This window comes from Bradyrhizobium sp. HKCCYLS3070, assembly GCF_051167575.1.
Lineage (GTDB): Bacteria > Pseudomonadota > Alphaproteobacteria > Rhizobiales > Xanthobacteraceae > Bradyrhizobium.
Window position 1 is genome coordinate 415,854 of record NZ_JBNPTI010000001.1, and the last position, 23,851, is coordinate 439,704.

21 protein-coding genes are annotated in these 23,851 nt (G+C 66.0%); 12 read left to right on the plus strand and 9 right to left on the minus strand.

Going from position 1 to position 23,851, the window contains the following annotated elements:
- The first annotated feature begins 667 nt into the window (after window positions 1-667).
- Entirely contained in the window at window positions 668-3,142 is a 2,475-nt protein-coding gene (locus ACQR03_RS01895) for a putative bifunctional diguanylate cyclase/phosphodiesterase (protein WP_434841576.1), read from the plus strand.
- Window positions 3,143-3,381: 239 nt separating this feature from the next.
- Here ACQR03_RS01895 and ACQR03_RS01900 read toward each other — a convergent pair whose 3' ends face one another.
- Window positions 3,382-3,945 carry a nitroreductase family protein gene (locus ACQR03_RS01900; protein ID WP_315826217.1) on the minus strand — a complete coding sequence of 188 codons (564 nt, stop codon included), beginning with the start codon at window positions 3,943-3,945 and terminating at the stop codon, window positions 3,382-3,384.
- Window positions 3,946-4,230: 285 nt separating this feature from the next.
- On the opposite strand from ACQR03_RS01900, the gene ACQR03_RS01905 reads away from it, so the two are divergent.
- Window positions 4,231-5,133 carry a hypothetical protein gene (locus tag ACQR03_RS01905; RefSeq protein WP_409977893.1) on the plus strand — a complete coding sequence of 301 codons (903 nt, stop codon included), beginning with the start codon at window positions 4,231-4,233 and terminating at the stop codon, window positions 5,131-5,133.
- A gap of 127 nt (window positions 5,134-5,260) precedes the next feature.
- On the opposite strand, the gene thrS is transcribed toward ACQR03_RS01905, so the two are convergent.
- Window positions 5,261-7,327 (minus strand): threonine--tRNA ligase, encoded by a 2,067-nt coding sequence (gene thrS, locus ACQR03_RS01910; protein WP_315826215.1) that lies wholly within the window; start codon window positions 7,325-7,327, stop codon window positions 5,261-5,263.
- A 315-nt stretch (window positions 7,328-7,642) separates the two neighbouring features.
- Here thrS and ACQR03_RS01915 point away from each other — a divergent pair, with 315 nt between their 5' ends.
- The 3 genes from ACQR03_RS01915 (at window position 7,643) to ACQR03_RS01925 (ending at window position 10,718) form a co-directional block, all read left to right on the plus strand.
- Window positions 7,643-8,941, plus strand: a complete 1,299-nt coding sequence (locus tag ACQR03_RS01915; protein WP_434841575.1) for a hypothetical protein — start codon at window positions 7,643-7,645, stop codon at window positions 8,939-8,941.
- 102 nt (window positions 8,942-9,043) lie between these two features.
- Complete coding sequence (locus tag ACQR03_RS01920) at window positions 9,044-10,219, plus strand: MFS transporter (protein WP_315749464.1); 1,176 nt, start codon at window positions 9,044-9,046, stop codon at window positions 10,217-10,219.
- Window positions 10,220-10,367: 148 nt separating this feature from the next.
- Window positions 10,368-10,718, plus strand: coding sequence for a hypothetical protein (locus ACQR03_RS01925; RefSeq protein WP_315714667.1), 351 nt, complete (start codon window positions 10,368-10,370; stop codon window positions 10,716-10,718).
- A gap of 21 nt (window positions 10,719-10,739) precedes the next feature.
- Here the strand turns inward: ACQR03_RS01925 and ACQR03_RS01930 are convergent, their stop codons facing one another.
- Window positions 10,740-11,951, minus strand: coding sequence for an alpha/beta hydrolase (locus ACQR03_RS01930; protein ID WP_409998609.1), 1,212 nt, complete (start codon window positions 11,949-11,951; stop codon window positions 10,740-10,742).
- 340 nt (window positions 11,952-12,291) lie between these two features.
- Between ACQR03_RS01930 and ACQR03_RS01935 the strand changes: the two genes are divergently transcribed.
- Window positions 12,292-13,665: an APC family permease gene (locus tag ACQR03_RS01935; protein ID WP_315749466.1), complete on the plus strand. Its 1,374-nt coding sequence runs from the start codon at window positions 12,292-12,294 to the stop codon at window positions 13,663-13,665.
- A 1-nt stretch (window position 13,666) separates the two neighbouring features.
- Entirely contained in the window at window positions 13,667-14,905 is a 1,239-nt protein-coding gene (locus ACQR03_RS01940) for a hypothetical protein (RefSeq protein ID WP_409998610.1), read from the plus strand.
- A 9-nt stretch (window positions 14,906-14,914) separates the two neighbouring features.
- Here the strand turns inward: ACQR03_RS01940 and ACQR03_RS01945 are convergent, their stop codons facing one another.
- Window positions 14,915-15,127, minus strand: a complete 213-nt coding sequence (locus ACQR03_RS01945; protein ID WP_315714664.1) for a hypothetical protein — start codon at window positions 15,125-15,127, stop codon at window positions 14,915-14,917.
- 161 nt (window positions 15,128-15,288) lie between these two features.
- The gene (gene yidD / locus ACQR03_RS01950) at window positions 15,289-15,639 is read right to left on the minus strand and encodes a membrane protein insertion efficiency factor YidD (RefSeq protein ID WP_315749469.1); all 351 of its coding nucleotides are present in this window, start codon (window positions 15,637-15,639) and stop codon (window positions 15,289-15,291) included.
- A gap of 262 nt (window positions 15,640-15,901) precedes the next feature.
- Between yidD and ACQR03_RS01955 the strand changes: the two genes are divergently transcribed.
- Complete coding sequence (locus ACQR03_RS01955) at window positions 15,902-16,792, plus strand: hypothetical protein (RefSeq protein WP_315749470.1); 891 nt, start codon at window positions 15,902-15,904, stop codon at window positions 16,790-16,792.
- Between the two features lie 110 nt (window positions 16,793-16,902).
- On the opposite strand, the gene ACQR03_RS01960 is transcribed toward ACQR03_RS01955, so the two are convergent.
- Complete coding sequence (locus ACQR03_RS01960) at window positions 16,903-17,364, minus strand: iron-sulfur cluster assembly scaffold protein (protein WP_315714661.1); 462 nt, start codon at window positions 17,362-17,364, stop codon at window positions 16,903-16,905.
- Between the two features lie 226 nt (window positions 17,365-17,590).
- On the opposite strand from ACQR03_RS01960, the gene folE reads away from it, so the two are divergent.
- From folE to ACQR03_RS01980, 4 genes are all read left to right on the plus strand, one after another.
- A complete protein-coding gene (folE, locus tag ACQR03_RS01965) occupies window positions 17,591-18,298 on the plus strand; it encodes a GTP cyclohydrolase I FolE (RefSeq protein ID WP_315714660.1) in 708 nt (235 codons plus the stop codon).
- Window positions 18,299-18,327: 29 nt separating this feature from the next.
- Window positions 18,328-18,756, plus strand: a complete 429-nt coding sequence (gene hisI / locus ACQR03_RS01970; RefSeq protein WP_315749472.1) for a phosphoribosyl-AMP cyclohydrolase — start codon at window positions 18,328-18,330, stop codon at window positions 18,754-18,756.
- Between the two features lie 149 nt (window positions 18,757-18,905).
- The gene (locus ACQR03_RS01975; RefSeq protein ID WP_315749474.1) at window positions 18,906-19,931 is read left to right on the plus strand and encodes a lytic transglycosylase domain-containing protein; all 1,026 of its coding nucleotides are present in this window, start codon (window positions 18,906-18,908) and stop codon (window positions 19,929-19,931) included.
- Between the two features lie 288 nt (window positions 19,932-20,219).
- Window positions 20,220-21,395: a DUF2336 domain-containing protein gene (locus ACQR03_RS01980; RefSeq protein ID WP_315714656.1), complete on the plus strand. Its 1,176-nt coding sequence runs from the start codon at window positions 20,220-20,222 to the stop codon at window positions 21,393-21,395.
- A 270-nt stretch (window positions 21,396-21,665) separates the two neighbouring features.
- Here the strand turns inward: ACQR03_RS01980 and ACQR03_RS01985 are convergent, their stop codons facing one another.
- The 3 genes from ACQR03_RS01985 to ACQR03_RS01995 form a co-directional block, all read right to left on the minus strand.
- Window positions 21,666-22,250, minus strand: coding sequence for an Hpt domain-containing protein (locus ACQR03_RS01985; RefSeq protein WP_315749476.1), 585 nt, complete (start codon window positions 22,248-22,250; stop codon window positions 21,666-21,668).
- Window positions 22,251-22,373: 123 nt separating this feature from the next.
- On the minus strand, window positions 22,374-22,919 hold the full coding sequence (locus ACQR03_RS01990) for a response regulator (RefSeq protein ID WP_172107934.1): 546 nt from the start codon (window positions 22,917-22,919) through the stop codon (window positions 22,374-22,376).
- Between the two features lie 124 nt (window positions 22,920-23,043).
- The gene (locus ACQR03_RS01995; RefSeq protein ID WP_315714654.1) at window positions 23,044-23,823 is read right to left on the minus strand and encodes an NAD kinase; all 780 of its coding nucleotides are present in this window, start codon (window positions 23,821-23,823) and stop codon (window positions 23,044-23,046) included.
- Window positions 23,824-23,851 lie beyond the last annotated feature (28 nt).

The window sequence follows — 23,851 nt, forward strand, 5'->3', positions numbered from 1 at the left end:
GTCGATCTTTCCGCGCATCCCGCCTCGAGATGAGGGGCGTATCGCGGTCGTCACGAAACGCGAGGCGGGGAGCGGTGGGCGTGGTGGATTGCAGCGCGGGTTGCTCGCGCCGACGAACGATCCTTTACGCACGGTCAAGTCGCGCGGTCCTGATATCCCGATGCTGATGTCAACTCACGTTGAGGCTTCGCTTCGCGTGGGGATGGTGGCCAGAAAGCCCGGCGCACCAGGGAGAACGCGAAGCAGCCGTTCAGCCATCGCGCAGGGAGGGCCGGGTTTCCGGCTGACCTGTGGTACCTGCCGCCTGCATTTTTTTCGCAGGCGGGCCACGGGCCTCGGTCGAGGTCCGGCCTTCCCTGCGCCCTCACATCATCGAGGGTAGAGAACGATGCATCAACCCGGGCGGATTCCGCCGCGGGATCGCGAGGTCGCATCATGTGCAGGGGACGACGAGAGCGACACTACAGCGGGCGAGCAACATCATCGGACGATCGCCGTCGACCTCACGACCGGTGTCACAGTCGCTAATGCGCGATAACCATGGAACCACTTAAAACTGTCACAATCGCTGCGCGCAAGGCGCGAAGCCAATGCATTTACAGCTCGTTAAAGCCGTGTCTGCTTCAGATACCGTCGGGACCGACAGGGTGGCGATTGAGTGGGAATGATGCGTGCCGCGACGACCAAGGCGCTGACTACGATCAGCAGCGATCTGTTTGACGACATCCCGGTGCTCAGGCGCAAATGGCAGGCGGCATTGAAGCCGGGCCAGCGCCTGCCGCGCTACGAGGACGTCATGCTGGGCAGCCTCGGCCGTCTCGCCGATCATATCGCGGTGCTCAACAACGAGGACGGTGGCCTGCAGATTTCGCGCAGCGGCCGCTACGTCCAGCAATGGCTGCAGGACGAGCGCTGGGACGTCGCGGTCGAAGCCGTGTCGCCGGATTGCGCCACCGTGCTGGTGGAGGCGGCCAATTGCGCGCTCGCCAGCGGCCAGCCCTATCTCGCTCATGCGCATTGCGTCCGCGACGGCATGGTCCGCAGCTATGACGTGCTGGCGCTGCCGACCAACTCGCGGTGGGGCAGTACGCTGGTCGGGACCTACGTCAACGAGCGCGACGCGCAATATAATCTGCTCGATGCGATCTTCTCGACGACGGATGACGGCGTGGTCTCGCTCGCGACCATCCGCGACAGCGTCGGCATGCCCTGCGATTTTCAGGTGGTTCATCACAATCGCGCGGCGGCCGACCTGCTCAGGCTGCCGTCGGCGACGCTGCAATGGCATCGGCTGAAGCAGGGCGGCAACATGCTGTGCACGCCCGAGGTGATGGCGCGGCTGTTCGATGTCGTCACGCACGCGCGGAGCGACCAGTTCGAGCTCGACAGCGAGGCGCGCAGTCTCAGGCTCGGCGCCCACGCCTTTGGCGACATCATTTCATTGACCATTGCCGACGTGACCGCGCTGAAGCGGCGCGAGGCCTCGTTCCGGCTGCTGTTCGACGCCAACCCGGTGCCGATGTGCATCCTCGATGCGAAGACCGCGCAGATCCTCAATGTCAACGATGCGATGGTCGGACACTATGGCTACGGCCGGGCGGATCTGCTGTGCATGAATGTCTGGGATCTCTGGCCGCCGGGCGAATGGGAAAGCCTCGATGACGCGCTGCTGCGGCTGGCCGACGGTGATCTGTTTCACCGCGACTGGCGCCATCGCAAGGCCGATGGCAGCGAGATCGAGGTGCTGACCTACGGCCGCGAGATCACCTTCGATGGCCGCGACGGCGTGCTGGTCGCGATCGTCGACATCACCGAGCGTCGTCGCGCCGAGGCGCGCATCGCCTACATGGCGCACCACGACGGGCTGACCGGCCTGCCGAACCGCGAATTCTTCCAGCAGCGCCTCGCGCAGGAGCTCGACGGCGCCGGGGCGGCCGACCGCCGCATCGCGGTGATGTGCATCGACCTCGATCTGTTCAAGACGGTCAACGACTCCTTCGGTCATCCGATGGGCGACCGGCTGCTACAGGCGGTCGCGGGCCGCCTGACACAGCAGATGCATGGCGGCAAGCTGGCGGCGCGGCTGGGCGGCGACGAGTTCGCGGTGATCATCAGTCAGAGCTGCGGCGCCAACGACGCCAGCGAGTGTGCCGCCCGCCTGATCGCGGCGCTCAGCGCGCCCTATGACATCGACGGCAACGAGCTCGTGATCGGTGCCTCCATCGGCATCGCGCTGTCGCCGGGCGACGGCGCGAGCTGCGAGGAGCTGATGAAGAACGCCGACATGGCGCTGTACCGCGCCAAGCAGGACGGCGGCCGCGTGCATCGGTTCTTCGAAAAGGAGATGGACCGCCAGGCGCAGAAGCGCCGCGACATGGAGCACGATCTGCGCCGTGCCTTCGCCCAGGGCGAGTTCGAGCTGCACTACCAGCCGCTGGTCGACGTCGCGACAGGCGCGATCTCCGCATTCGAATGCCTGCTGCGCTGGCGTCATCCCGACAAGGGCATGATCTCGCCCGCCGATTTCATTCCCGTGGCCGAGGACATCGGCCTGATCGTGCCGCTCGGCGAGTGGGTACTGCGCGAGGCCTGTCACGAGGCGGCGCGATGGCCCGACGGCATCAAGGTCGCGGTGAATCTCTCTGCGGTGCAGTTCCGCAGCCGCAACCTCGTGCAGGTCGTGGTCCAGGCGCTGGCGCAGTCGGCGCTGGCGCCGGAGCGGCTCGAGCTGGAGATCACCGAGTCTATCCTGCTGGCCGAGACCGAGGCCAATCTGGCGACGCTGCATCAGCTTCGCCAGCTCGGCATCCGCATCTCGATGGATGATTTCGGCACCGGCTATTCCAGCCTCAGCTATCTGCGCAGCTTCCCGTTCGACAAGATCAAGATCGACCGCTCCTTCGTGAAGGATCTCGCGCAGCGCTCCGACTGCCTCGCCATCGTCCGCGCCATCTCTGGCCTCGGCAAGAGCCTCAACATCATCACCACCGCCGAGGGCGTCGAGACATCGGATCAGCTCGAGTGGCTGCGCGCCGAGGGCTGCAACCAGGTCCAGGGCTTTCTGTTCAGCGCGGCCAAGCCGGCCTCGGAGATCGCGGGCCTGCTGGCGCAGTTCGGCACGAGATCATCGCAGGCGGCGTGAGGATTAGAGGGAAGCCTACGGAATGTTGCACGCGGCTTCGGAGTGCCAATTAGTTGGGGGCTGAGGCATCGCCGCGCGTCATTGCGCGGCGCAGCGAAGCAATCCAGACGGCCTCCGCGGAGGAATCCTGGATTGTTTGCGCTCGCAATGTTTGGCGGATGGAGCGTGGCGCGCCAATGAGCCGAGCGATCGCCGGGCGTTTGGTCCTGAAGGTCGCGCCGGTCTCGCGCGTGCCTTCGTCAGAACCGCGTCACGATGTCCGCGAGCGCCGGACGCGGCCGGTCCTCGCTCGGCTTGGTCGGCTTGCCGATATGAATGAGCCCGGCGAGCTTCTCCTCCGGCTTGAGGCCGAGACCGTCCATCACGTCGCGGTCGAACATGAACCAGCCGGACAGCCAGCAGCCGCCATAGCCAAGTGCGGTGGCCGCGGTCAGGATGTTCATCGCGCTCGCGCCGGCGGAGAGCTCCTGCTCATAGGCCGGCACCTTGGGATGCGGCCGGGTGAAGCTGACGAGGCCGATCACCAGCGGCGCCCCCATGAGGCGATTCTTCTCGACCTCCAGCTCGGCGGCGCTCGCCTGCGGGTTCTTCCTGGCGAACACGGCCGCGATGACCTCGCCGGCGCGGCGGCGGCCGTCGCCCTCGAACACGATGAAGCGCCATGGCGCGAGCTTGCCGTGGTCCGGCACGCGGGCGCCGATGGTCAGGATGGTGTCGAGCTCGGCGGGCGAGGGGCCGGGGCCGCTCATCTCGCGCGGCTTCACGGAGCGGCGGGTCTTCAGCAGTTCAATCGCGTCGGTCACGTCGGTGGGTCTCGTTCGTTGCACGCGCGACAGATAGCATGCGCCTCCGCCTGCAACGAGACCACGGCACGGCGTTTTGATCGGTTCTACGGCACCCGGTGCTGCAGCCTTTGCGGGTTTCGGCGAAGACTTCGCGCGGGACGACGCGGATCGGGCATATCCGATGCGGCCATCTGTCCTAAGCACGATATTCCCAGCGAATTGTCGAACCTTGGGCGGGCCGGTAAAAACATAGTGCTAAGAGATCCGCCGGGAGTTGCCTCGAGTGCAAGATCTGACGTGCCGATGACCGCACTGATTCCGTCACCTGACGCCGTCGCGCGGCTGCGCGGGACGGCTGGTTTCGCACGGGCGATGCGCGCGTCGACGGCATCGGCGATCAGGCTGTATCGGGGCGATCGCATCCTCAATGCGCTGCTGAGCGACCGGGCGCGGGCGCTGTTTCCGCACGTCGCGCTGTATCTGCATTTTGCCGAGCAGCGCGACGGCGAGCTCGGTCTCACCGTCGGCGCCATGAAGGAGATGTGTGCCAGGCTCGACCTGTGCAGCGGCGGCCGCTGCGAGGCCATGCTGGCGCTGATGCGGGCGACCGGGCTGGTGGCGTCGGCCTCGAATCTGGACCGCCGGCGGCGGCCGCTGGTCCCGACCGACAAGCTGATCGCGCTGCATCGCGAGCGCTGGGGCGTACAGTTCGACGCCATGAGAGCGGTGCTGCCGGCCGCCGTGGGTTACCGGGCTGCGTTGAACGATCCGGCCTTCGTGAAGAGCTTCGTGCTCGAGCTCGGCCGTCGCTTCATCGCCGGCGTCCGGATCCTCGACGGAGCGCCGGAGCTCGAGCCGTTTGCCGAACGGACCGCGGGCATGGTGATCCTGTTCAGCCTGGCCCAAGGCGCCGGGCCGGACCAGCCATTCCCGCCCGACGGCCCCGTGCCGTTCTCAATCAACGGTCTGGCGACCCGCTTTTCGGTGTCGCGCAAGCACGTGCTGACGCTGCTGCGAGACGCAGAGGAGAAGCGCCTGCTCATCCGCAGCACCGACGCCATCACCATTCTGCCGCTGGGGCGCGAGGCGATCGAGCGGATGCTCGCGACGATGTTTCTCTACATGGCCGAATGCGCCGACGTGGCGCTGCAGGCCGCGGGTCGAGACAGAGGTTCGGCGGATGCTGTCGCCAGTCTATCGGCGTAGCCGCGTAGCCCGGATGAGCGCGCGCCGGAGCCCGTTAGGGCGACGGCGGGAGCGACATCCGGGATCTCACGCGCTGTCGCGGCGACACCGCATGTCGCTGCGCTCGTGCGGGCCACGCGCTACGACGTCACGCCGCCTCGCGCTGACGGCGCCGCACGTCCGGCGGCGTCGCCTCGTCGACCAGGGCGGCGATGGCCTCCGCGGTCGGCATCACCGTCTGGCCGTCGCGGCCGAGCCGGCGAACGGAGACCGAATGCGTCTCGGCCTCCTTTTTGCCGACGACGAGCAGGGCCGGGATCTTCTGCAGCGAGTGCTCGCGGACCTTGTAGTTGATTTTCTCGTTGCGCAGGTCGATCTCGCATCTGAGCCCGGCGCGGCGCAGCGCCGCCAGCACCTGCTTGGCGTATTCGTCGCCTTCCGAGGTGATGGTGGTGACGACGACCTGGGTCGGCGCCAGCCACAGCGGGAAGCTGCCGGCATAGTGCTCGATCAGGATGCCGATGAAGCGCTCCATCGAGCCGCAGATCGCGCGATGGACCATCACCGGCGCCTTCTTGGCGCCGTCGGCGTCGATGTAGAACGCGCCGAACCGCTCCGGCAGGTTGAAGTCGACCTGCGTGGTGCCGCACTGCCAGTCGCGGCCGATGGCATCGCGCAGCACATATTCGAACTTCGGCCCGTAGAACGCGCCTTCGCCCGGATTGATCTCGGTGCGGATGTGGTTGCTCTGCGCCTTGATCTCGTTCAGCACGGTCGCCATCACGCGCTCGGCGTGATCCCACATCTCGTCGGTGCCGACGCGCTTCTCCGGGCGGGTCGAGAGCTTCACCGTCAGTTCACCCTCGAAGCCGAAATCCGAGTAGGTCGACAGAATCAGGTCGTTGATCTTCAGGCACTCGTCGGCGAGCTGGTCCTCGGTGCAGAACACATGCGCGTCGTCCTGGGTGAAGCCGCGCACGCGCATCAGGCCGTGCATCGCGCCGGAGGCCTCGTAGCGGTGCACGACGCCGAATTCGGCGAGCCGCAGCGGCAGGTCGCGGTAGCTCTTCAGGCCATGCTTGAAGATCTGTACGTGACCCGGACAGTTCATCGGCTTCAGCGCGAACCAGCGCTTGTCCTCGGCCTCGTCGCCGGCGGACTGCGCCGCGAACATGTTCTCGCGATACCAGTTCCAGTGGCCGGAGGTCTCCCACAGCGACTTGTCGAGGATCTGCGGCGCGTTCACCTCGTCATAGTCGCCGGCGAGGCGCCGGCGCATGTAGGCGATCAGCGCCTGGAAGATGCTCCAGCCTTTCGGATGCCAGAACACGACGCCCGGGCCTTCCTCCTGGAAGTGGAACAGGTCGAGCTCGCGGCCGAGCTTGCGGTGGTCGCGCTTTTCGGCCTCCTCGATCTGCTTGAGGTAGGCGTCGAGCTGCTCCTGCTTGGCGAACGCCGTGCCGTAGATGCGGGTCAGCATCGGATTGTTGGAGTCACCGCGCCAATACGCGCCCGCCACCTTCATCAGCTTGAAGGCGTTGCCGATCTTGCCGGTCGAGGTCATGTGCGGGCCACGGCAGAGGTCGAACCAGTCGCCCTGGTAGTAGATCTTGATCGGCTCCTCGCCGGGAATGGCGTCGACCAGCTCGACTTTGAAGGCCTCGCCCTTGTCGCGGAACACCTGCTTGGTCTTCTCGCGGTCCCACACCTCCTTGGTGAAGGGTTTGTCGCGGCCGATGATCTCGCGCATCTTCTTCTCGATCGCGGCGAAGTCTTCGGGCGTGAACGGCTCGTTGCGGAAGAAGTCGTAGTAGAAGCCGTTCTCGATGACAGGGCCGATGGTGACCTGGGTGCCCGGCCACAGCGCCTGCACGGCCTCGGCCAGCACATGCGCGCAATCGTGCCGGATCAATTCCAGCGCGCGCGGATCGTCGCGGTCGACGAGCTCGAGCCTGGCGTCCTCATTGATCGGATCGTTGAGGTCGACGAGATCGCCGTTCAGCGCCATGGCGACGGTGCGCTTGGCGAGCGAGGGCGAGATGCCCTTGGCGATGTCGAAGCCGGTGGTGCCCCGGGGATATTCACGCCGGGCGCCGTCGGGGAAGCTGATGGTGATCTTCTCGACCGGGGCGGCGGGCTTCAGGTTGCTGAGGCTGTATTGGAAATTGGACTTTTGCTGGTCGGACTTGGAATCAGGCGATTTCGGATCGGACATGGGTCACTCCTTGAGCTCACTCCTGCGAACGAGCGCAGGTAAGCGGGAGCAAGGGGTATAGCAGGGGATTTTCAGGCTGCAACCGGGAGAGGGACGGGAAAACCGCCCAATTGCGGCTGGTGCGGCGATGCGGAGATTGCCGCCGCGGGCCGGTATGATACAACTTCAAGTGTTCGGGGCGTGGGGACGCGTTTGGCGATGGAGTCTGCAGGAGAGGCGCCGCTGTCTGTGTGTCGGCGCGGCGGCATTCATGTTGGGGCCGCGCTGATCGTGTTCGTGTTGTCGAGCCTGTCGTCGCTCGCGGCCGTTCCGGCGATGCCAAAGCCGGCGACCCAGCCAAAGCCCGCGGCACATGCGAGGCCGGCTGCCCCGGCCAGGCCTGCAACGGAGTCCAGGCCGGCCGCGCGCCGCGCCGCGTCGCCGCGGGTGGCCGACGGCTCGACGCCGATTGCGTTCGCTCTCGTCAAGGGCTCCTCGGACGCCTGTGGACATGGTTGTGACAGCTGGATCGCCGCCGAAGGCAAGATCGATGGCGGCGCCGCGGCGCGCTTTCGCAAGTTCATGAAGCAGATCGGGGAGCGCAGACTGCCGATCTACTTCAATTCTCCAGGCGGCAATCTGCAGCAGGCGCTCGCCATCGGCGACATGCTGCGCGAGCGCAAGGCCGCCGTGCGGGTGGGACGCACCACCTTGCGCGAGTGTGGCTTCGAGCCTCAGGAGGGCGAAGCTTGTACCAAGCTGAAGCTGTCCGGGCGCGAGCTGCATGGCGAGGTCTGGACGCGGGGGGCGATGTGCAATTCGGCCTGTCCCTACATGCTGCTCGGCGCGCCCACGCGTGACATCGCAGCGGATGCGACGCTCGCGGTGCATTCGCCGCGCGTCATCCTGAATTTCACCGGCGGCGTGCCGACCCGCGAGATGCGGGCGCAGGCGATGCAGCAGGCGATGGCGCGGGCCGACAAGATGGTGCTCGACTACATCACCAAGCTCGGCGCGGATCCCGCTCTGCTCACGGTGGCGCGGTCCGTTCCGTTCGAGAGCATGCGCATCCTGACGCGGGAGGAGATCGCGCGGTTTGCGCTCGACAGGCGGCAGCGGGTCGAAAGCTCCTGGATGTTCGAGACCGCCAGCCGTGGGATTGCCTACAAGACCATTCTCGCACGCAAGGACGGTGAGAGCACGTTCCAGACCACGCGCTTGCAGATGGTCTGCTTCGATCAGGACCGCTTCGAGCTCGACGTCGAGCGCATCGCGCCGGCCGGCTCGCCGCCGGGTCCGCTGGCGATGGCGAGCGGAGATATGCGGCTCAATTTCCTCTCGCCGCCGCGGCGGTCGGGCGATCGCGAGACCTGGGGCGTGTTCCTGAATGCAAGCCAGGTGAAAACGCTGTCCTCGATGCCGTCGGCCGAGCTGAGCGATTCCCTGTTGAATGTCGCGCGCCGCAATGTCTCGACATTTCCGGTGAGCAGCGAAGGCCTGCAATCTGCTCTGAAGATGCTGACCGAGAGCTGCCCGCCGTCCAAGGCCATCGCCCGTCCGACGAGTACGCCGGTTCCGTGGACGCAGATTCCCTCGCCGCAGGCCTCGGCGGCGCAGTCCGCCCCCGCGCCCTGACGAGAAGGGCGGCCAGGACGAAGGAGGGAGGACGAGAGAAAGTCATGGGCGGCATGAGACATTTTCATGCAAATGCATGAAATTCTCTGCTATTGAGGCGCGATGACATCCACTTTCGCTTCCGGGCGCTTTGCGCCGACCGCGCTCATGCTCGGCAATCTCGTCACCGGCTGCTCGGTGCTCGCGCCCGCCGGCCTGCTGTCCGAGCTCGCCGCGGATCTCGCTGTCGGCGTTCAGACGGCGGGACTCCTGATCACCTTCGGCGCGGTGGTGCTCTGCATCTGCTCGCCCTTGACCGCCTGGCTGACGAGCCGCTTCGATCGCCGCCGTCTGCTCGCAGCGACGCTCATGGTCCTCACGCTCGGCAATCTCGCCTCGGCGTTTGCGCCCGATTATGCGAGCCTGCTGGTGCTGCGCTTGGTGATGCTCGCGGTCGGCGCGCTCTATACACCGCAGGCCGCCGGGACGGCGGCGCTGATCAGCCCGGTCGAGAGACGCGGCAGCACCATCGCCTATGTCTTCCTGGGCTGGTCGCTGGCGGCCGCCGTGGGGCTGCCCATGATCACCTTCATCGGCAGTCATTCTGGTTGGCGGGCTGCCTATCTCGCCGTCGGTGCGGCCGGCGCGGTCAGCTTTGTTCTGCTGACATGGCGCCTGCCATCCGGCCTGAAGGGCGCGCCGGTTGCGTTGAAGACCTGGACCGAGCTCGGCCGTAACCGTCTGGTGGTTCTGCTGCTCCTGGTCACGACCCTGCAGATGTCGGGGCAGTTCGTGATCTTCACCTTCATGGGACCGCTGTTGAAGCGCCTGACTGGCGCGGACTCCAACCAGATCGGGCTGGTGTTCGCGATCTACGGCGCCTGCGGCTTTCTCGGCGTCGTCATCGCAACCCGGATCGTCGATGGCTGGGGGGCCTACCGGACATCGCTCTTGTTCACCTGCCTGATGTTCGCCGGTGTGTCGGCCTGGACGCTGGCGGCGGGCACCTACGGCCTCATGGCGGTGGCGGTCGCCATCTGGGGGTTGGGGTTTGCGTCCACCAATTCGATGCAGCAGGTTCGGCTGGTGGCAGCCGCGCCGCCGCTTGCCTCGGCCTCGGTGTCGCTCAACACCTCCGTGCTCTATATCGGCCAGGCCATCGGCTCCGCGATCGGCGGCAGCCTGTTTGCACGCGACCTGCTCGGAGCCTCCGGCTACGTCGCACTGATGTTCCTGACCCTGGCGTTGCTGGCAATTCTGGTCAGCCGCCAGCGCGCGCGGACCGCGGTTCCGGCCTGAGCAGCGGGTTGGCGCTTGGCAAAGCCGGCCCGACCGGATTAAAGGCCGATGTCGTGGGGGGCTGCTGGGGCGTGGATTCTGCCACGGCCGGCGAGTAGCATCGACGGACGTCCTCGCGTGCCCACGGGTCGGATGAGAGAGATATGGCATGAAGAAGATGATGTTGAGCCTGGCCGCAGTGCTGCTGTGCACCCCTGCGCTGGCCCAGAGCGCGCCGATGGTCGGTGACCGTCCGCTGGTGCAGGTCAAGCCGAAGGGGACGAAGACCGCCGCCGCCGCGCCGGCCAAGCCGCAATCGGCGGCCGCCAAGCTCCAGGCCTGCCTGGAGATCGACGACGGAACCAAGGAGCGCCTGAACTGCTACGACGCCGTCATTCCGCCGGCAGCCAAGCCGAAGGCGATGAAGGCCAAGGTGGTCGGCGACTGCAAGTTCACCAAGGAAGAGGATGAGCGGCTCGCCTGCTTCAACGGCTTCGTCGAGAAGCTTCCGAAGTCCTGAGGCATTGCGGCGGCCTCTGTCTCAGCGGCTCGACACGCGGTTCGACATGTCCTGGGCTCCGGCCGCGATCCGGATCGGCGGCTGGGCGGCCGCCATCTTGACCAGCACATCCTTGATCGGGTTGCGGGTCCATGCCTGCGTGACGTAGTCGCGATGGGTGATGCCCTCGTCGGTCTCGACGAAGACGACGCTGCCCGGGCGCAGCGGCCGGTCCATGTCCTCGGAGACTTCGATGCCGCGATTGCGCAGCATCGCCATCAGTTCCTGATCATGCCGCGCAGTGTAGCGCGTGTAGGAGCTGATGAAAAAGCCGGAGCGGTTGCGCTCGACCCAGTTGGCGAACTTGTCGAGCTGGCCGTAGACCGCATCGAGCAACACGACGCCGCGCACGCGGTCGCCGATGCCGCCGACCTCGAGGCTCCAGGCCGTGGGGAGAAAGCCACCGCTGTAGCCGACGATCACGATGGGCATGCCGGCGAACGTCTTCGCGGCGGCCGGATTGCCGGTCAGGCGGGCGAGGCTGGCCGCAGCCTCGTCCATGAAGCGCTTGAAGCCGCCGGGCTGCCAGAACTTGCCGGCGCTCGAATCGGCGGCGTCGACGGCCATCTGCGGCGCGAGCAGCACCGCGTTGACGCCGGCCGCGGTGATCTGCTGCGGCACCAACTGGCGGTCGCGCACGTCGCGCTCCAGCGTGGCGCCGTTGCCGTGGAAGAACACGACGATCACGCCCGGCTTGCGCACATCGAATTGTTCGGGGACGTGCACCAGCACACGGCTGTCGTTGTAGGTCTGGTCCTGCCAGTAGACGCGGCCGGACAAGCTGCGGTGGCCGCGGCGCTCACCGTTGCTGACGTTCAGGAATGGCGCGTCGGATGCCGGATTGTTACCGAAATAGGGAAAGGCCGACGACTGCATGCTGACGAGGGTCGTCAGATCCTCACGCTGCCGCCGTTCCGACCGTTGCGGCTCCAGCGATGCGATCTGTGAGGGCGCCGGCTTCGGAGCGAAGTCGGAGGGCGTGTGAAGCCGGAAGCTCTCCTGCGCGGACGGGAAGCGGTCGCTGAATTCAGGTGCCGGAAAACGATCGTCGAAGGTCAGCCCCTGGGCCGTCGATGCGTTGGCGGCCAACGCCTCGGGATTGGGCGCCTTGCCGCAATGCGTGAAGGAAAGGCAGATTGCCAGCGCCGATGCCGCGCGCCACCAGAGGCACGAGCCCCTGCGCACAGACGTCACCACTTTCTCGTCTTCCCCGATCATCCGTCCCCAAAGACGCGTTCGAGCCGCAACACGGCTCTTCAACCAGCGGATTTCGTTCAACCTGCGCCGCCGAAATTGAGGTCGCGTTAAGGATCGTGTCCGGTCGACCCCGGGCGTACCGGGACACACCACGCGAACGTGTCGCGATTGTGGGACGGCCGGCGGCCCGATGCAATGCCGCAGCCCAGCCCGGCCGAAATCGGTTCAAAAATACCCTTGAGGAAGGTCATATTTAACGCCCGTTAACGATGTTTGAATGCTTCGGCGGGAACCTGGGCTGAGGCAGAGGAAGGGGCGCCGGGCGTCCCTCGACGAGATGGCTGCATCCGAGGCGGACGATCCCGGCCGGGGCCGGACAGACGGCGACCGGGTTCCATCCGTGTCCTTGCCGGTCGCGACCGCGATCGTCATCGCCGACATGATCGGAGTCGGCGTCTTCACCAGCCTCGGCTTCCAGGTCCGGGACATCCCGTCCGGCTTCTCCATTCTGGCGCTGTGGGCGGTCGGGGGACTGGTGTCGATCTGCGGGGCGCTGTCCTATGCCGAACTCGGCACGATGTTTCCGCGCTCGAGCGGCGAATACAATTTCCTCACACGGGCGTTCCATCCGGCGATCGGCTTCATGGCCGGGTGGGTCTCGGCGACGGTGGGCTTCGCGGCGCCGGTGGCGCTCGCGGCCATGGCGTTCGGCGAATATGGTCGGGCCGTCATCACCAGTGCTCCGCCGATGCTGCTCGCCACGGGTGCAGTCTGGCTCGTGACAGCGGTGCAGCTCGGCGGCATCAGGCAGTCGAGCCGCTTCCAGCTGTTGTCGACCATGCTGAAGCTCGCGCTCATCACCGCCTTTCTCATCGCAGGCTACACCATTGCCGCCCCGCAGTCGGTCACTTTCCTGCCGACCGCGGCCGATATCGGCCACGTGACGAGTGCGGCGTTCGCAACCGGACTGGTGTTCGTGATGTACGCGTTTTCCGGCTGGAACGCGGCGACCTACATCATCGGCGAACTGCATGCGCCGGAGCGGACCTTGCCGCGCGCGCTGCTGCTGGGCACGGTGATCGTTCTGGTACTCTACATCGCGCTCAACGCTGTTTTCCTGCGGGCTGCACCGATGGACGCGCTCGCAGGCCAGCTCCAGGTCGCGAGCATCGCGGGCAGTCATATCTTCGGCGAGACCGGCGGGCGCTTCGTGGCCGCGATGATCTGCGTCGGACTGGTTCCTTCCATTGCCGCGATGATGTGGATCGGCCCGCGCGTGCTGATGACGATGGGCGAGGACATTCCGGCGCTGTCGGTGTTTGCGCGGCGCTCGCGTAATGGGGCGCCGGCCTATGCCGTGCTGTTCCAGCTCACGGTCGCCACCCTGATGCTGTTCACGGAAAGCTTCGAGGCGGTGCTGGACGTCGTCCAGTTCTCGCTGTTGTCCTGCTCGTTTCTCGCTGTGCTCGGACTGATCAAGCTGCGCATCGCGCAGCCCGAACTCACGCGACCCTACCGCGCTTGGGGCTATCCGGTCACGCCGTTGATCTTCCTCAGCGTGACCTTCTTCATGATGTACTATCTCATCACGACGCGGCCCTTGCAGGCAGGGCTCGGCGCAGGCGCAATGGCGTCGGGATTGGTGATCTATTGGTTCGCTCACGCGCGATCGCGCCGTATCGCCGCAACGCTCGCATCGGGTTCGGATTGAAATGCTGTTGGTCTCGAGAGTCTGGTTCGCCGTCGCATGTCTGATCCTTGCCATGAGCTTCGAGGCTCGGGCTCAGACCACCACGCCGGACGATACGGCGCGGGTGCTGGCGGGCATGCCGCCAGCAGCGGGCTCGCCGCTCCTGCCCTTCGTGCAGGATCCGGCGTGGCGGCGGCACGCGGCGTTCTTCGACAACGCCTTCAATCAGCTCGAGCAGCGACAATTGTCGAAGATCAGGGCCTGGGCGGATGCCAATCTGGCCGCGCCGCGGCCGTCGATGTTCTATTTCTTCTCGGGGCCGGATTTTCTCTATGCCGATGCCTTTCATCCGAAGGCAACGACCTATGTCCTGGCGGCACTCGAGCCGACGGGCCCGATCCCGGACCTGACCAGATTGCCCCGAGGCAGCATCGGCCCGGCGCTGTCCTATGTCGAACGCTCGTTGCAATCGGTCCTGAGCTTCTCCTTCTTCATCACCAAGGACATGAAGGTCGACTTGCGCGAAGGCGAGCTCGAAGGGACCTTGCCGATCCTCTACGTCTTCCTGGCGCGCACCGGCAAGACGATCCGCGAGGCCAGTCTGATCTGGTTGGACGAGAACGGCGGATTGCACGGCAACGACGAGGCGCCGACGCGCAATGCGACCAAGGGCGCGCGCATCCTGTTTGCCGGCGCCGACGGGGTCGCCAAGACGCTCTACTACTTCTCCAGCGATCTCTCCGATTCCGGCGTGAAGGCGAGCGGGTTGCTCAAGTTCTGCGAGCCGCTGGGGCCGGGCGACAGTCTCCTGAAGAGCGCGTCCTATCTGTTGCATGAGAACGGCTTCGGGCGGGTCCGTAGCTGGCTGCTGAAGAACAGCGCCACCATCATCCAGGACGATTCCGGCATCCCGCTCGCAAGCTACGAAGCGCGGGCTTGGCGTTTCCTGCCGTTCGGACGCTACGCCGGGCCGATCGACAAGTTTCCGGACATGTATCAGAGGAGCTATGCGAAGCTGTTCGAGCGCGCGCAGCCGCTGGAGTTCGGGATCGGCTATCGCTGGCGCACGCGTGAATCGAATGTCCTGCTCGCGGTGAGATCGCCTCCGGCCGACGCGACAGTCTCGGCCGAAGCGAGCGTCCTTCCAGAGACGGATTACCAGCCGCCGCCGCGCGCCCGGCGCGTGCCGCGGGCGCCGGAGCCGGTTCCTCTCTATCCGCCGCCGCGGCGCGACGATTTCATCTTCTGGCCGAGATGGTAGGGGCGAATCTCACCAGTGCACGCTCTGGCTGGGCACGATGTAGGACGTCGTCGGCGGGGGCAGGGCGGTGCTGTCCGTGAGATAGCGCCAGGCACCGACAATGACGATCAACAAAGCGATGATGCAGAGCAGGTCCACCTGGCGTGCGTCATGATGGCCGGCATGATCGGGACCGACACTCTTGCGCGCTCGGTGGCTTCTGGGGCTGATTGTCCAGCGCATCGTTGTTTCCTCCCGAAGGAAGCGTCACATCAATGCCAGTCCAAGCGGCGCGGTTCCTGCTGACAGCGCCGTCGCATTGCAGAAGCATAGTCCTGGCGTGGGATTTCGCCAGCGCCATCTGCGAGGTCGATCGATCGATTCGGTGCTTGTTGCGCTGCACCTCAGTTCGGCCCGTTGACGCCGCGCCATCGCGCATAGCGCCAAGGCAGGTACCAGCGGGCGCGCGCAGGAGCCGTCGTTGGGACGTTGTCGATGCCGGAGGTGCCAAAGGGCTGGCAGCGCAGCAGCCGGGCGAGCGTCATCCAGCCGCCTGCCCAGAGCCCGAAGCGCTCGATGGCTTCATCAGCATAGACCGAGCACGTCGGCAGGTGCCGGCAATTGTAGCCGACCAGCGGCGACAATGTGTGGCGATAAAGCCAGATCAGCGCGTGAGCCGCGCGGCGCGGGAGTCGCCCCAGCAGCGACCCGATGTGCGCAGAATGGCAGCCGATGTCGGAGCATGAGTGCTTCATGAGCGAAATGCCAGATGGATGTGCGAGCTTCTGACCGGTTCCTCGGCAGGGAACCCTGCTCTCGTTCATTTGTGGTGATGTGATGCAACAATGGCCAGTTTTCAGCGGCGCCGCAGCACGCCGCAGCTGGACGGTCGGTGATTGCCCGGATACGTTTCCCGACAAGGATGTGACAGACTAATAACGGATTTGAGGCCAGCTTGTCAGGTCTTTCCGCAAGAAAACCGAGGAACTGCGTACCGAGCTATACGAGGGGGACGGATTGCGCGTGAGATTGCTGCGGTCGCATGAATTGCGCTGGATGCTACTCGGTGTGGCAGCGCTTGGTTTGGTGGTCGGTGGGGCGATCACCGTTATGTCCAACACGGCGCGCGCCGGCGGCGCGCTCGAAGAGCGCAAACTCCCGATGCGGTTCGGTTGGGTCGCCTGCGAGCCGAATTGCGGCTGGGTCAGCGTGGTCGGGATCGTTACCGGCGACACGCCGAAGGATTTCGAGGATTTCGCGAGGGATCGGGACCTGACGGGCGCCACCCTGGTGCTCGACTCCAGCGGTGGTTCGGTCAACGACGCCATAACCCTGGGTCGCCGGTTCCGTGGGCTGAAGATGCGCACCACGGTCGGCATGACCCAGCGTCCGAGCCGCGCGGGTGACCGGCCGCGCGTGGTGCCCGAGGCCTATTGCGAGTCGATGTGCGTGTTCCTGCTGCTGGCTGGAACCACGCGTTATGTTCCGGACACCGCCCATGTCCGCGTTCACCAGATCTGGATGGGAGACCGAGCGGACGACGCCAAGGCGGCGAGCTATACGGCGCAGGACCTGATGATCGTCGAGCGCGACATCGGGCGTCTCGCCAAATACACCTTCGACATGGGCGGAGCGGGCGATCTGCTGTCGCTGGCGCTGAACGTGCCGCCCTGGGAGGACCTGCATGAGCTGTCGCGCGCCGAGCTGCGCCTCACCAATATCGTGACCACGGATCTGGTCGCCGAGGTGCTGCCGCCAAAGGGGGCGGTGCCCGTCGCCGAGCTCGCGCCGAAGCCGCAGGCCAGGGACAAGCAGCAGGACCGCTTCCCGGCCGCGCTCGACAAGCAACTCTCCCGCACCGCCGAAGCGCTTCCGGCGGCGACGGTGGCGGCGACGCCGCCGCAATAGGCAGCGACGTCGCTGGCGAACCGGCGCCAGCGTCCGAAAGGGGCGACCGGTGCCGTCACCCTCGTGCGAGCTGGCTATGTGATTTCGACGTGCGGGGGAATGATGCCGCCTCAGCCCTGGGCCGCGGCCGGCTGCTCGCCGTTGGCTTTGGCCTCGATCTGGCCGATCGCGTCCACCACGGCATCGAACGTCAGCATCGTGGAGGCGTGGCGGGCCTTGTAGTCGCGCACCGGCTCGAGCAGGGCGATGTCGGCCCATTTGCCTTCCGGCGGCGCACCGTTCTCCTTCAGCATCCTTCTCACCGTCTCCCGCAGCTCGCGCAGCTCCGCGGCGCTGGAACCGATGACGTGGCGGGCCATGATCGAGGAGGAGGCCTGGCCGAGGGCGCAGGCCTTCACGTCGTGGGCGAAGTCGGTCACCACGGGCCCGTCCATCTTGAGGTCGACCTTGACGGTCGAGCCGCACAGCTTGGAATGGGCGGTGGCGGTGGCGTCCGGGCGGTCCAGCCGTCCGAGCCGCGGAATGTTGCCGGCCAGCTCGATGATGCGCTTGTTGTAGATGTCGTTCAGCATGTGCCTGACGTCCCGGAATTACCGGCGTGGCGGCCTTGGCGGCCGGGTTTCATCGCCCTATATTGCGAGTATATGGAAACGATTGGCAGGAATTCCAGCCACATCCACAGGCGTCCGGCGCGAGAGGCGCCAGCCTGCGTGTGGCACCTCTGCAGGTGACGCCCTCAAGGTGATGCTGTGCCGGTGACACTCCGGTCGGACCGCCGACCGGTCGAACGGAGTTGAGATGGACACTTTGATCAAGACGTTGCGCGCGAACAAGCCCGAGGGCAAGCCGTTAGACGCCAAGCTGACTGACCCCCGCGCTGCAGAGCTCGATCCTGCCGATTTTCTCGCCGCCGCCGTGCGGCCGGATCGGCCACGGCCGTCGCGCGCGGAAGCCGAGGCCGCGGTTTACACGCTCCTGAATTACATCGGCGAGGATCCGACCCGCGAGGGGCTGGTCGACACGCCGCGCCGGGTCGTCGAGGCCTATGATGAATTGTACCAGGGCTATCACCAGTGCCCGGCCGAGGTGCTCGACCGCACCTTCGGCGAGACCGCCGGCTATGACGACTTCGTGCTGATTCGCGACATCGAGTTCACGTCGCAATGCGAGCATCACATGATGCCCTTCTACGGCCGCGCGCATATCGCCTATACGCCGGTCGAGCGGGTGGTCGGCCTGTCCAAGCTGGCGCGCCTGACCGACATCTTCGCCCGCCGCCTGCAGACCCAGGAGCATCTCACCGCCCAGATCGCGGCTGCGATCGACGAGGTGCTGAAGCCGCGCGGAGTCGCCGTCATGATCGAGGCCGAGCACACCTGCATGTCGGTGCGGGGCGTCGCCAAGCACGGCGCCATCACCTTCACCAGCCGCTTCACCGGCATGTTCAGGGACAATCCGGCCGAGCAGTCGCGCTTCCTGTCCATGGTGCGGTCGCCGCAACGGTAGGCCTGCCAACCCGTTGAGCAGAGAGTTTCGTGTCTTCATCCTCAGTTGAGCGCGAGGAGGGCTTGGCCTTCCTGCCCAAGTTCGACGCGGCCGGCCTCGTCACCTGTGTGACGACCGATGCCGTGAGCGGCGACGTGCTGATGGTCGCCCACATGAACGAGGAGGCCCTGCGCAAGACGGTGGCGACCGGCGAAGCCTGGTATTTCAGCCGCTCGCGCAATGCGTTGTGGCGCAAGGGGGAGAGCTCGGGCCAGACCCAGCGCGTGGTCGAGATGCGCACCGATTGCGACCAGGACGCGGTCTGGCTGCGCGTCGAGCAGGCCGGCGCGGCGTGCCACACCGGCCGCCATTCCTGCTTCTATCGCAAGGTCGAGCGATCGGATGACGGCAGCGGTGCGCGGCTCGTCTTCGTCGATGCTGACCGGCTGTTCGATCCGGCCGAGGTCTATCGCAAGTAGGCCAGCGACCTGCCTCCGGGTCTGTCCGGTCGTTCATTGGCCCGGCCGGACCCAGCGAATTAACTCGCCATTAACCATACCCGCCGCATTTTGCCGGACGTTTCCGGCGCGTTCGTCTGCCAGCGAATCTGCAAACAGCGGGTCTTCCCATGTCGGTCGACGCATCCAACTCCTCGTCCACCGGTTTCCTCGATGGCGTCCGGGCGAAGGTCGCCGGCGCGATCAAGCAGGCCGCTGACAGCGTCGGCACCAGCTTCGAATATCTGCTGTCGACCGCCAAGATGGAGTCCGACTTCAATCCGACCGCCGGCGCCTCGACGTCATCAGCGCGCGGGCTCTACCAGTTCATCGACCAGACCTGGCTCGGCACGGTGAAGGAAGCCGGCGCTGATCTCGGCTATGGCCAATATGCCGACGCAATCACCCGGACACCGGCGGGCGACTACACCGTCAGCGATCCCGCCATGCGGCAGGCGATCATGAAGCTGCGCGACGACCCGCAGGCGTCGTCCGCGATGGCCGCTGCGCTCACGCAATCGAACAGCTTCCAGCTCGCCGGCAAGATCGGCCGTCGGCCCACCGATGCCGAGCTCTACATGGCGCACTTCATGGGTGTCGGCGGCGCCGCGAAGCTGATCACCAGCACCCAGGAGACGCCGAATGCGTCGGCTGCGCGGATGTTTCCCAGCGCCGCCGCGGCCAACCGGCCGATCTTCTACGATCGCGACGGACAAGCCCGCAGCGTGTCCCAGGTCTATGCGGTCCTGAACACGCGCTATGCAGGCGCCGCCAATTCCTCGGCCACCCGGGGCGCGCTTGCACTCTATGGTGGGACGAATGTCGCAGCCAATGCGGCCGGCGGCGGCGCGCTGCCGACCACCGACACCGCAACCTTCCTGTCGATGTTTCCGGATGCGCGCGGTTCATCCCGGTCCGGCTCCTCGACGACGGCCGATGCGTCGGCGGTCAACCGGCCGGCAGATCCGATGTTTCGTTCGCTATTCCAGGTTGACGGCCAGTCGAGCCAGGCGGTCTCGCCGACCGTGCGCGAGTTGTGGGGCCATTCATCGGTTGCCAGCGCGACCCCGTCGGAGAGCGGCAGTATCGATGCCAGCGGCAATGGTCAGCGCAGGCTCGACCTGTTCAGCGATCCGCACGGCACCTTCTCGGGCTGATGCGCCGGCGAAGGCGGTCGCGCTCGTCGCTGAACCATTGATCAAAAAGAACTATTTTGAAGTCCCGCCGCGGCTCGCGCCGCTGGCGGCGGCCGCATTTCCCCCGTCGGATTACGGCCAAATGCGGCGTTGAGTGGTGCCATAGTATGTAAACAACCTGCCGCCTTAACAAAACATCAACAAAACCAGCCACTTATGGTGAACGCTTTGTTAAGCGTCGTGGTTTATTTTCGGTGCTGTTGAGGCCCTCGTGGCCTTTGTCTGCAAGTTGCGTAAGCCGGAAAGACCATGATCGTTCGGCAGTTTCTCAGTTGGGTCAGAACCGCACCCGCCGGTGAGCGGGCAGAGGCCACCAGGGCGCTCGCGCGGGCGTGGCTGTTGTCGGATCTTTGCGATGAGGATCGCGGCGCCGCGGAGGGCGCGCTCCTCATGCTGCTGGACGATCCGTCGCCGCTGGTGCGGCAGGCGATGGCGGAGGTGTTCGCCCGCTCGGAGGAGGCGCCGGCCGCCATCGTCCAGGCGCTCGCCACCGACCAGGCTTCCGTGGCCGCCATCATCCTCGAACATTCGCCGCTCTTGATCGACGCCGACCTCGTCGACATCGTCGCGACCGGCAACTCCGACACGCAATGCGCGATCGCGCGCCGCGTCGGCCTGCCCGCGCCGGTGTGCGCCGCGATCGCCGAGGTCGGCAGCGCCGCCGCCGCGCTCGAGCTGATCGAGAATGCCTATGCCGAGCTCGCGCCGTTCTCCTGGGACCGCATCGTCGAGCGCCATGGCCACCTCGCCGCCATCCGCGAAGCGATGCTGGTGCTGGACGATCTGCCGGCCGCGACGCGGGCGGCGCTGGTCGACAAGCTCTCCGAGACACTGGCGCAGTTCGTAGTCGCCAGGAACTGGCTCAGCGCCGACAGGGCAGGGCGCATCACCAATGAGGCGCGCGACCGCTCGACCATCACCATCGCGGCGCGCTCGCGCGGCGAGGAGCTGCGCGGGCTGGTCCAGCATCTGCGCGCAACCTCGCAACTCACCGCGGGCCTGATCCTGCGCGCGCTTCTCTCCGGCAACGTCGAATTGTTCGAGATCGCGCTATCGGAGCTCGCCGACATGCCGCGGGCGCGGGTGTCGGCGCTGCTCAACGATCGCGGTCGCGCCAGCCTGCAGGGGCTGCTGCGCAAGGCCGGCATTCCCGACACTACCTTCGACGCGTTCAGCATCGCGCTCGAAGTCTGCCGCGAGAACGGCTTTGCCGACACCCTGAGCGGAGCAGCGATTCTGCGTCGCAAGATGGTGGAGCGCGTGCTCACCCATTGCGCCACCGACCGCGACGCGGCCGCGCCGCTCTTGATCCTGCTGCGCCGCTTCGCCACCGAATCCGCACGCGACGAGGCCCGCGAGTTCTGCGACGAGGTGATGGCCGAGGATTTCGTCGCCGGGCTGGAGTTCGGACTGATCGCGGCCTAGCGCAGCTCGCCTGTTCGCCCGCGGATTCCTCAGCAGATCAAGGCCGACATCTCTCCGCCCGTCATTCCGGGGCGCGCGAAGCGCGAGCCCGGAATCCATAACCACAGGGCAACGTGCCGAGGCAAGCTGTCACCGCTCGCGCGCCTCACATTCCATTTTATGGCGATGGATTCCGGGCTCATCGCTGCGCGATGCCCCGGAATGACGCCAGGATGGATGGTGGCCAACGATCCTGCGATGGAATGCATGGATAGTGAGCGGCCTGCCGGCCTATGGCTGATCGCTCGGCACGAGGCTCGGCGCCAGGATCGCTTCGAGATGCTCAGGCCGGTTGCGGTTGACCTGGATCAGATAGTCGTCCGCCACGCGGCGCAGCCGGCGGCTCAATTCGCCTGCGACCGTCGCGCTGTCATACTTCGTATGATCATGCACGATCGCCTGGATGGCGTTGACGTGATGCTCGAACAGCTCGGCGGGGACCTTTTCGAGGTCGGGCGCGTGCTCGATGATCCGGCACAGGCTATCGGCAACCTCGGCAGCGGCGGGATAGCCGAAGGTCGCTGCGTCGCCCTTGATGTCGTGGGCGGCGCGAAACATCTCCTCGCAGGCGTCGTCGTCGAAGCCGGTCTTGAGCACTGCTGCATAGGCCTTGGTCAGACGATTGGCCTCGGTGTCCATCCACGATTTGAACTCGCCGGACAGTCCGGCCAGCGCGGCTTCCGCGCGTGCGATCGGATCGTCGAGATCCTTCTCCTCGGCGCGGCGCAGCACCTTCTTCAGCGGATTGGGCTGGGTGATGACGTGATGCGAGGCGTAGGTCTTGACCTGGACCGCCGGGGCCTTGTCTTTCGCCATCTCGATATCCCCTGATGATGCCGACCAACGCAATCGACTCACTTCCCCGATTCATAGCCGAGGACCTTGGCGCGCTGGGCGCCGATCCCCCGATTGCGTTAACGCGGGCTCACTGCCGCGCCCCTAAACTGCGGAGCGCGCTTTATCCAGAAGTGACGGCTGCTGGAAGATCTCCGCCTCGCCGCCGATCCGGCGCTCCGGCCCGATATAGGCGGTGTTGGTGTTGCGGCGCCGGTCCGGGCCGAAATAGGTCTTGGTCTTGATGAAGGGCCGCGGATTGGCGACCACGTTGAGGATGCGCTGATACAGGCCCTTGGCCGAGATCGGCTTGGCGAGGAATTCCGTGACGCCGGCGTCGCGCGCGACGGTGACGCGGCGCTTCTCCGAATGTCCCGTCAGCATGATGATCGGCGCGTAGGGATTGCCCTTGGCTTCCGGCTGCCGGATCATCTGCGCGAGCTCGAGGCCGTCGAAGATCGGCATTGCCCAGTCGGTGATGACGATATCTGGCGAGAAATGAGTGTACATCTCGAGCGCGGTCGCGCCGTCCTCGGCCTCGTTGACCTCACGGGCGCCGAACGAATGCAGCAGCGTGCGCAGGATGCGGCGCATGTGCGGGTTGTCGTCGCAGACGAGAAAGCGCAGCTTGTTGAAGTCGATGCGGTACATTTGGCCGGCCCGAAGGGATCACCGGTGATGGCGGTATACCCACATTAACCATACGGAGCCGCGGGTTAACAAAGCGTTGCCCAGGGCGGCCACGGAGCAAAAAGGCGCGGAAAACCGCCCGATGTCAGTAGCCGAACTGCTCGCTCAGGATCCGCTCTTCCAGGCTGTGGCCGGCGTCGAACAGCATCCGCATCGAGATCGTCTTGTCGGAGAGCACCTCGACCCGCTGGACGTTGCGGACCTCGTCATGGTCGGCCACCGCCGCGACCGGCCGCTTGTCGCCTTCGAGCACCTCGATGATCACATAGGCCGTGTTCGGCAGCAGGGCGCCGCGCCAGCGACGCGGCCGGAACGCGCTGATCGGCGTCAGCGCCAGCAGCGCGGCGTTGATCGGCAGGATCGGGCCCTGCACCGAGAGGTTATAGGCGGTGGAGCCTGCGGGCGTGGCGACGAGCACGCCGTCGGCGATCAGCTCCGGCATGCGCTCGCGCTCATCGATCAGGATGCGCAGCCGCGCCGTCTGTGCCGTCTGGCGGAACAGGTAGACCTCGTTGATGGCGTGGTGGATGTGAACGACGCCCGCGGCATCGGTCGCCCGCATCAGCAGCGGATGGATCACCGATTCCTGGGCCGCTTCGAGCCGTCCGTGCAGATCGATCGTGCTGAACTCGTTCATCAGGAAGCCGACCGTGCCGCGATGCATGCCGTAGATCGGCTTGCCCGAGCGCATGTGGTCGTGCAGCGTCTGCAGCATCAGGCCATCGCCGCCGAGCGCGACCACGACGTCCGCCAGGTCCGGATCGGAGTTGCCGTACAGCGCGGAGAGCTGCGTCAGGGCGGCCTGGGCTTCGGCACTCGGACTCGCGACGAAGGCGATCCGCTCATATCGCTTGGACGTGGTCATGCGTCGCAGGGCTCGCTGGTCAGTTGGC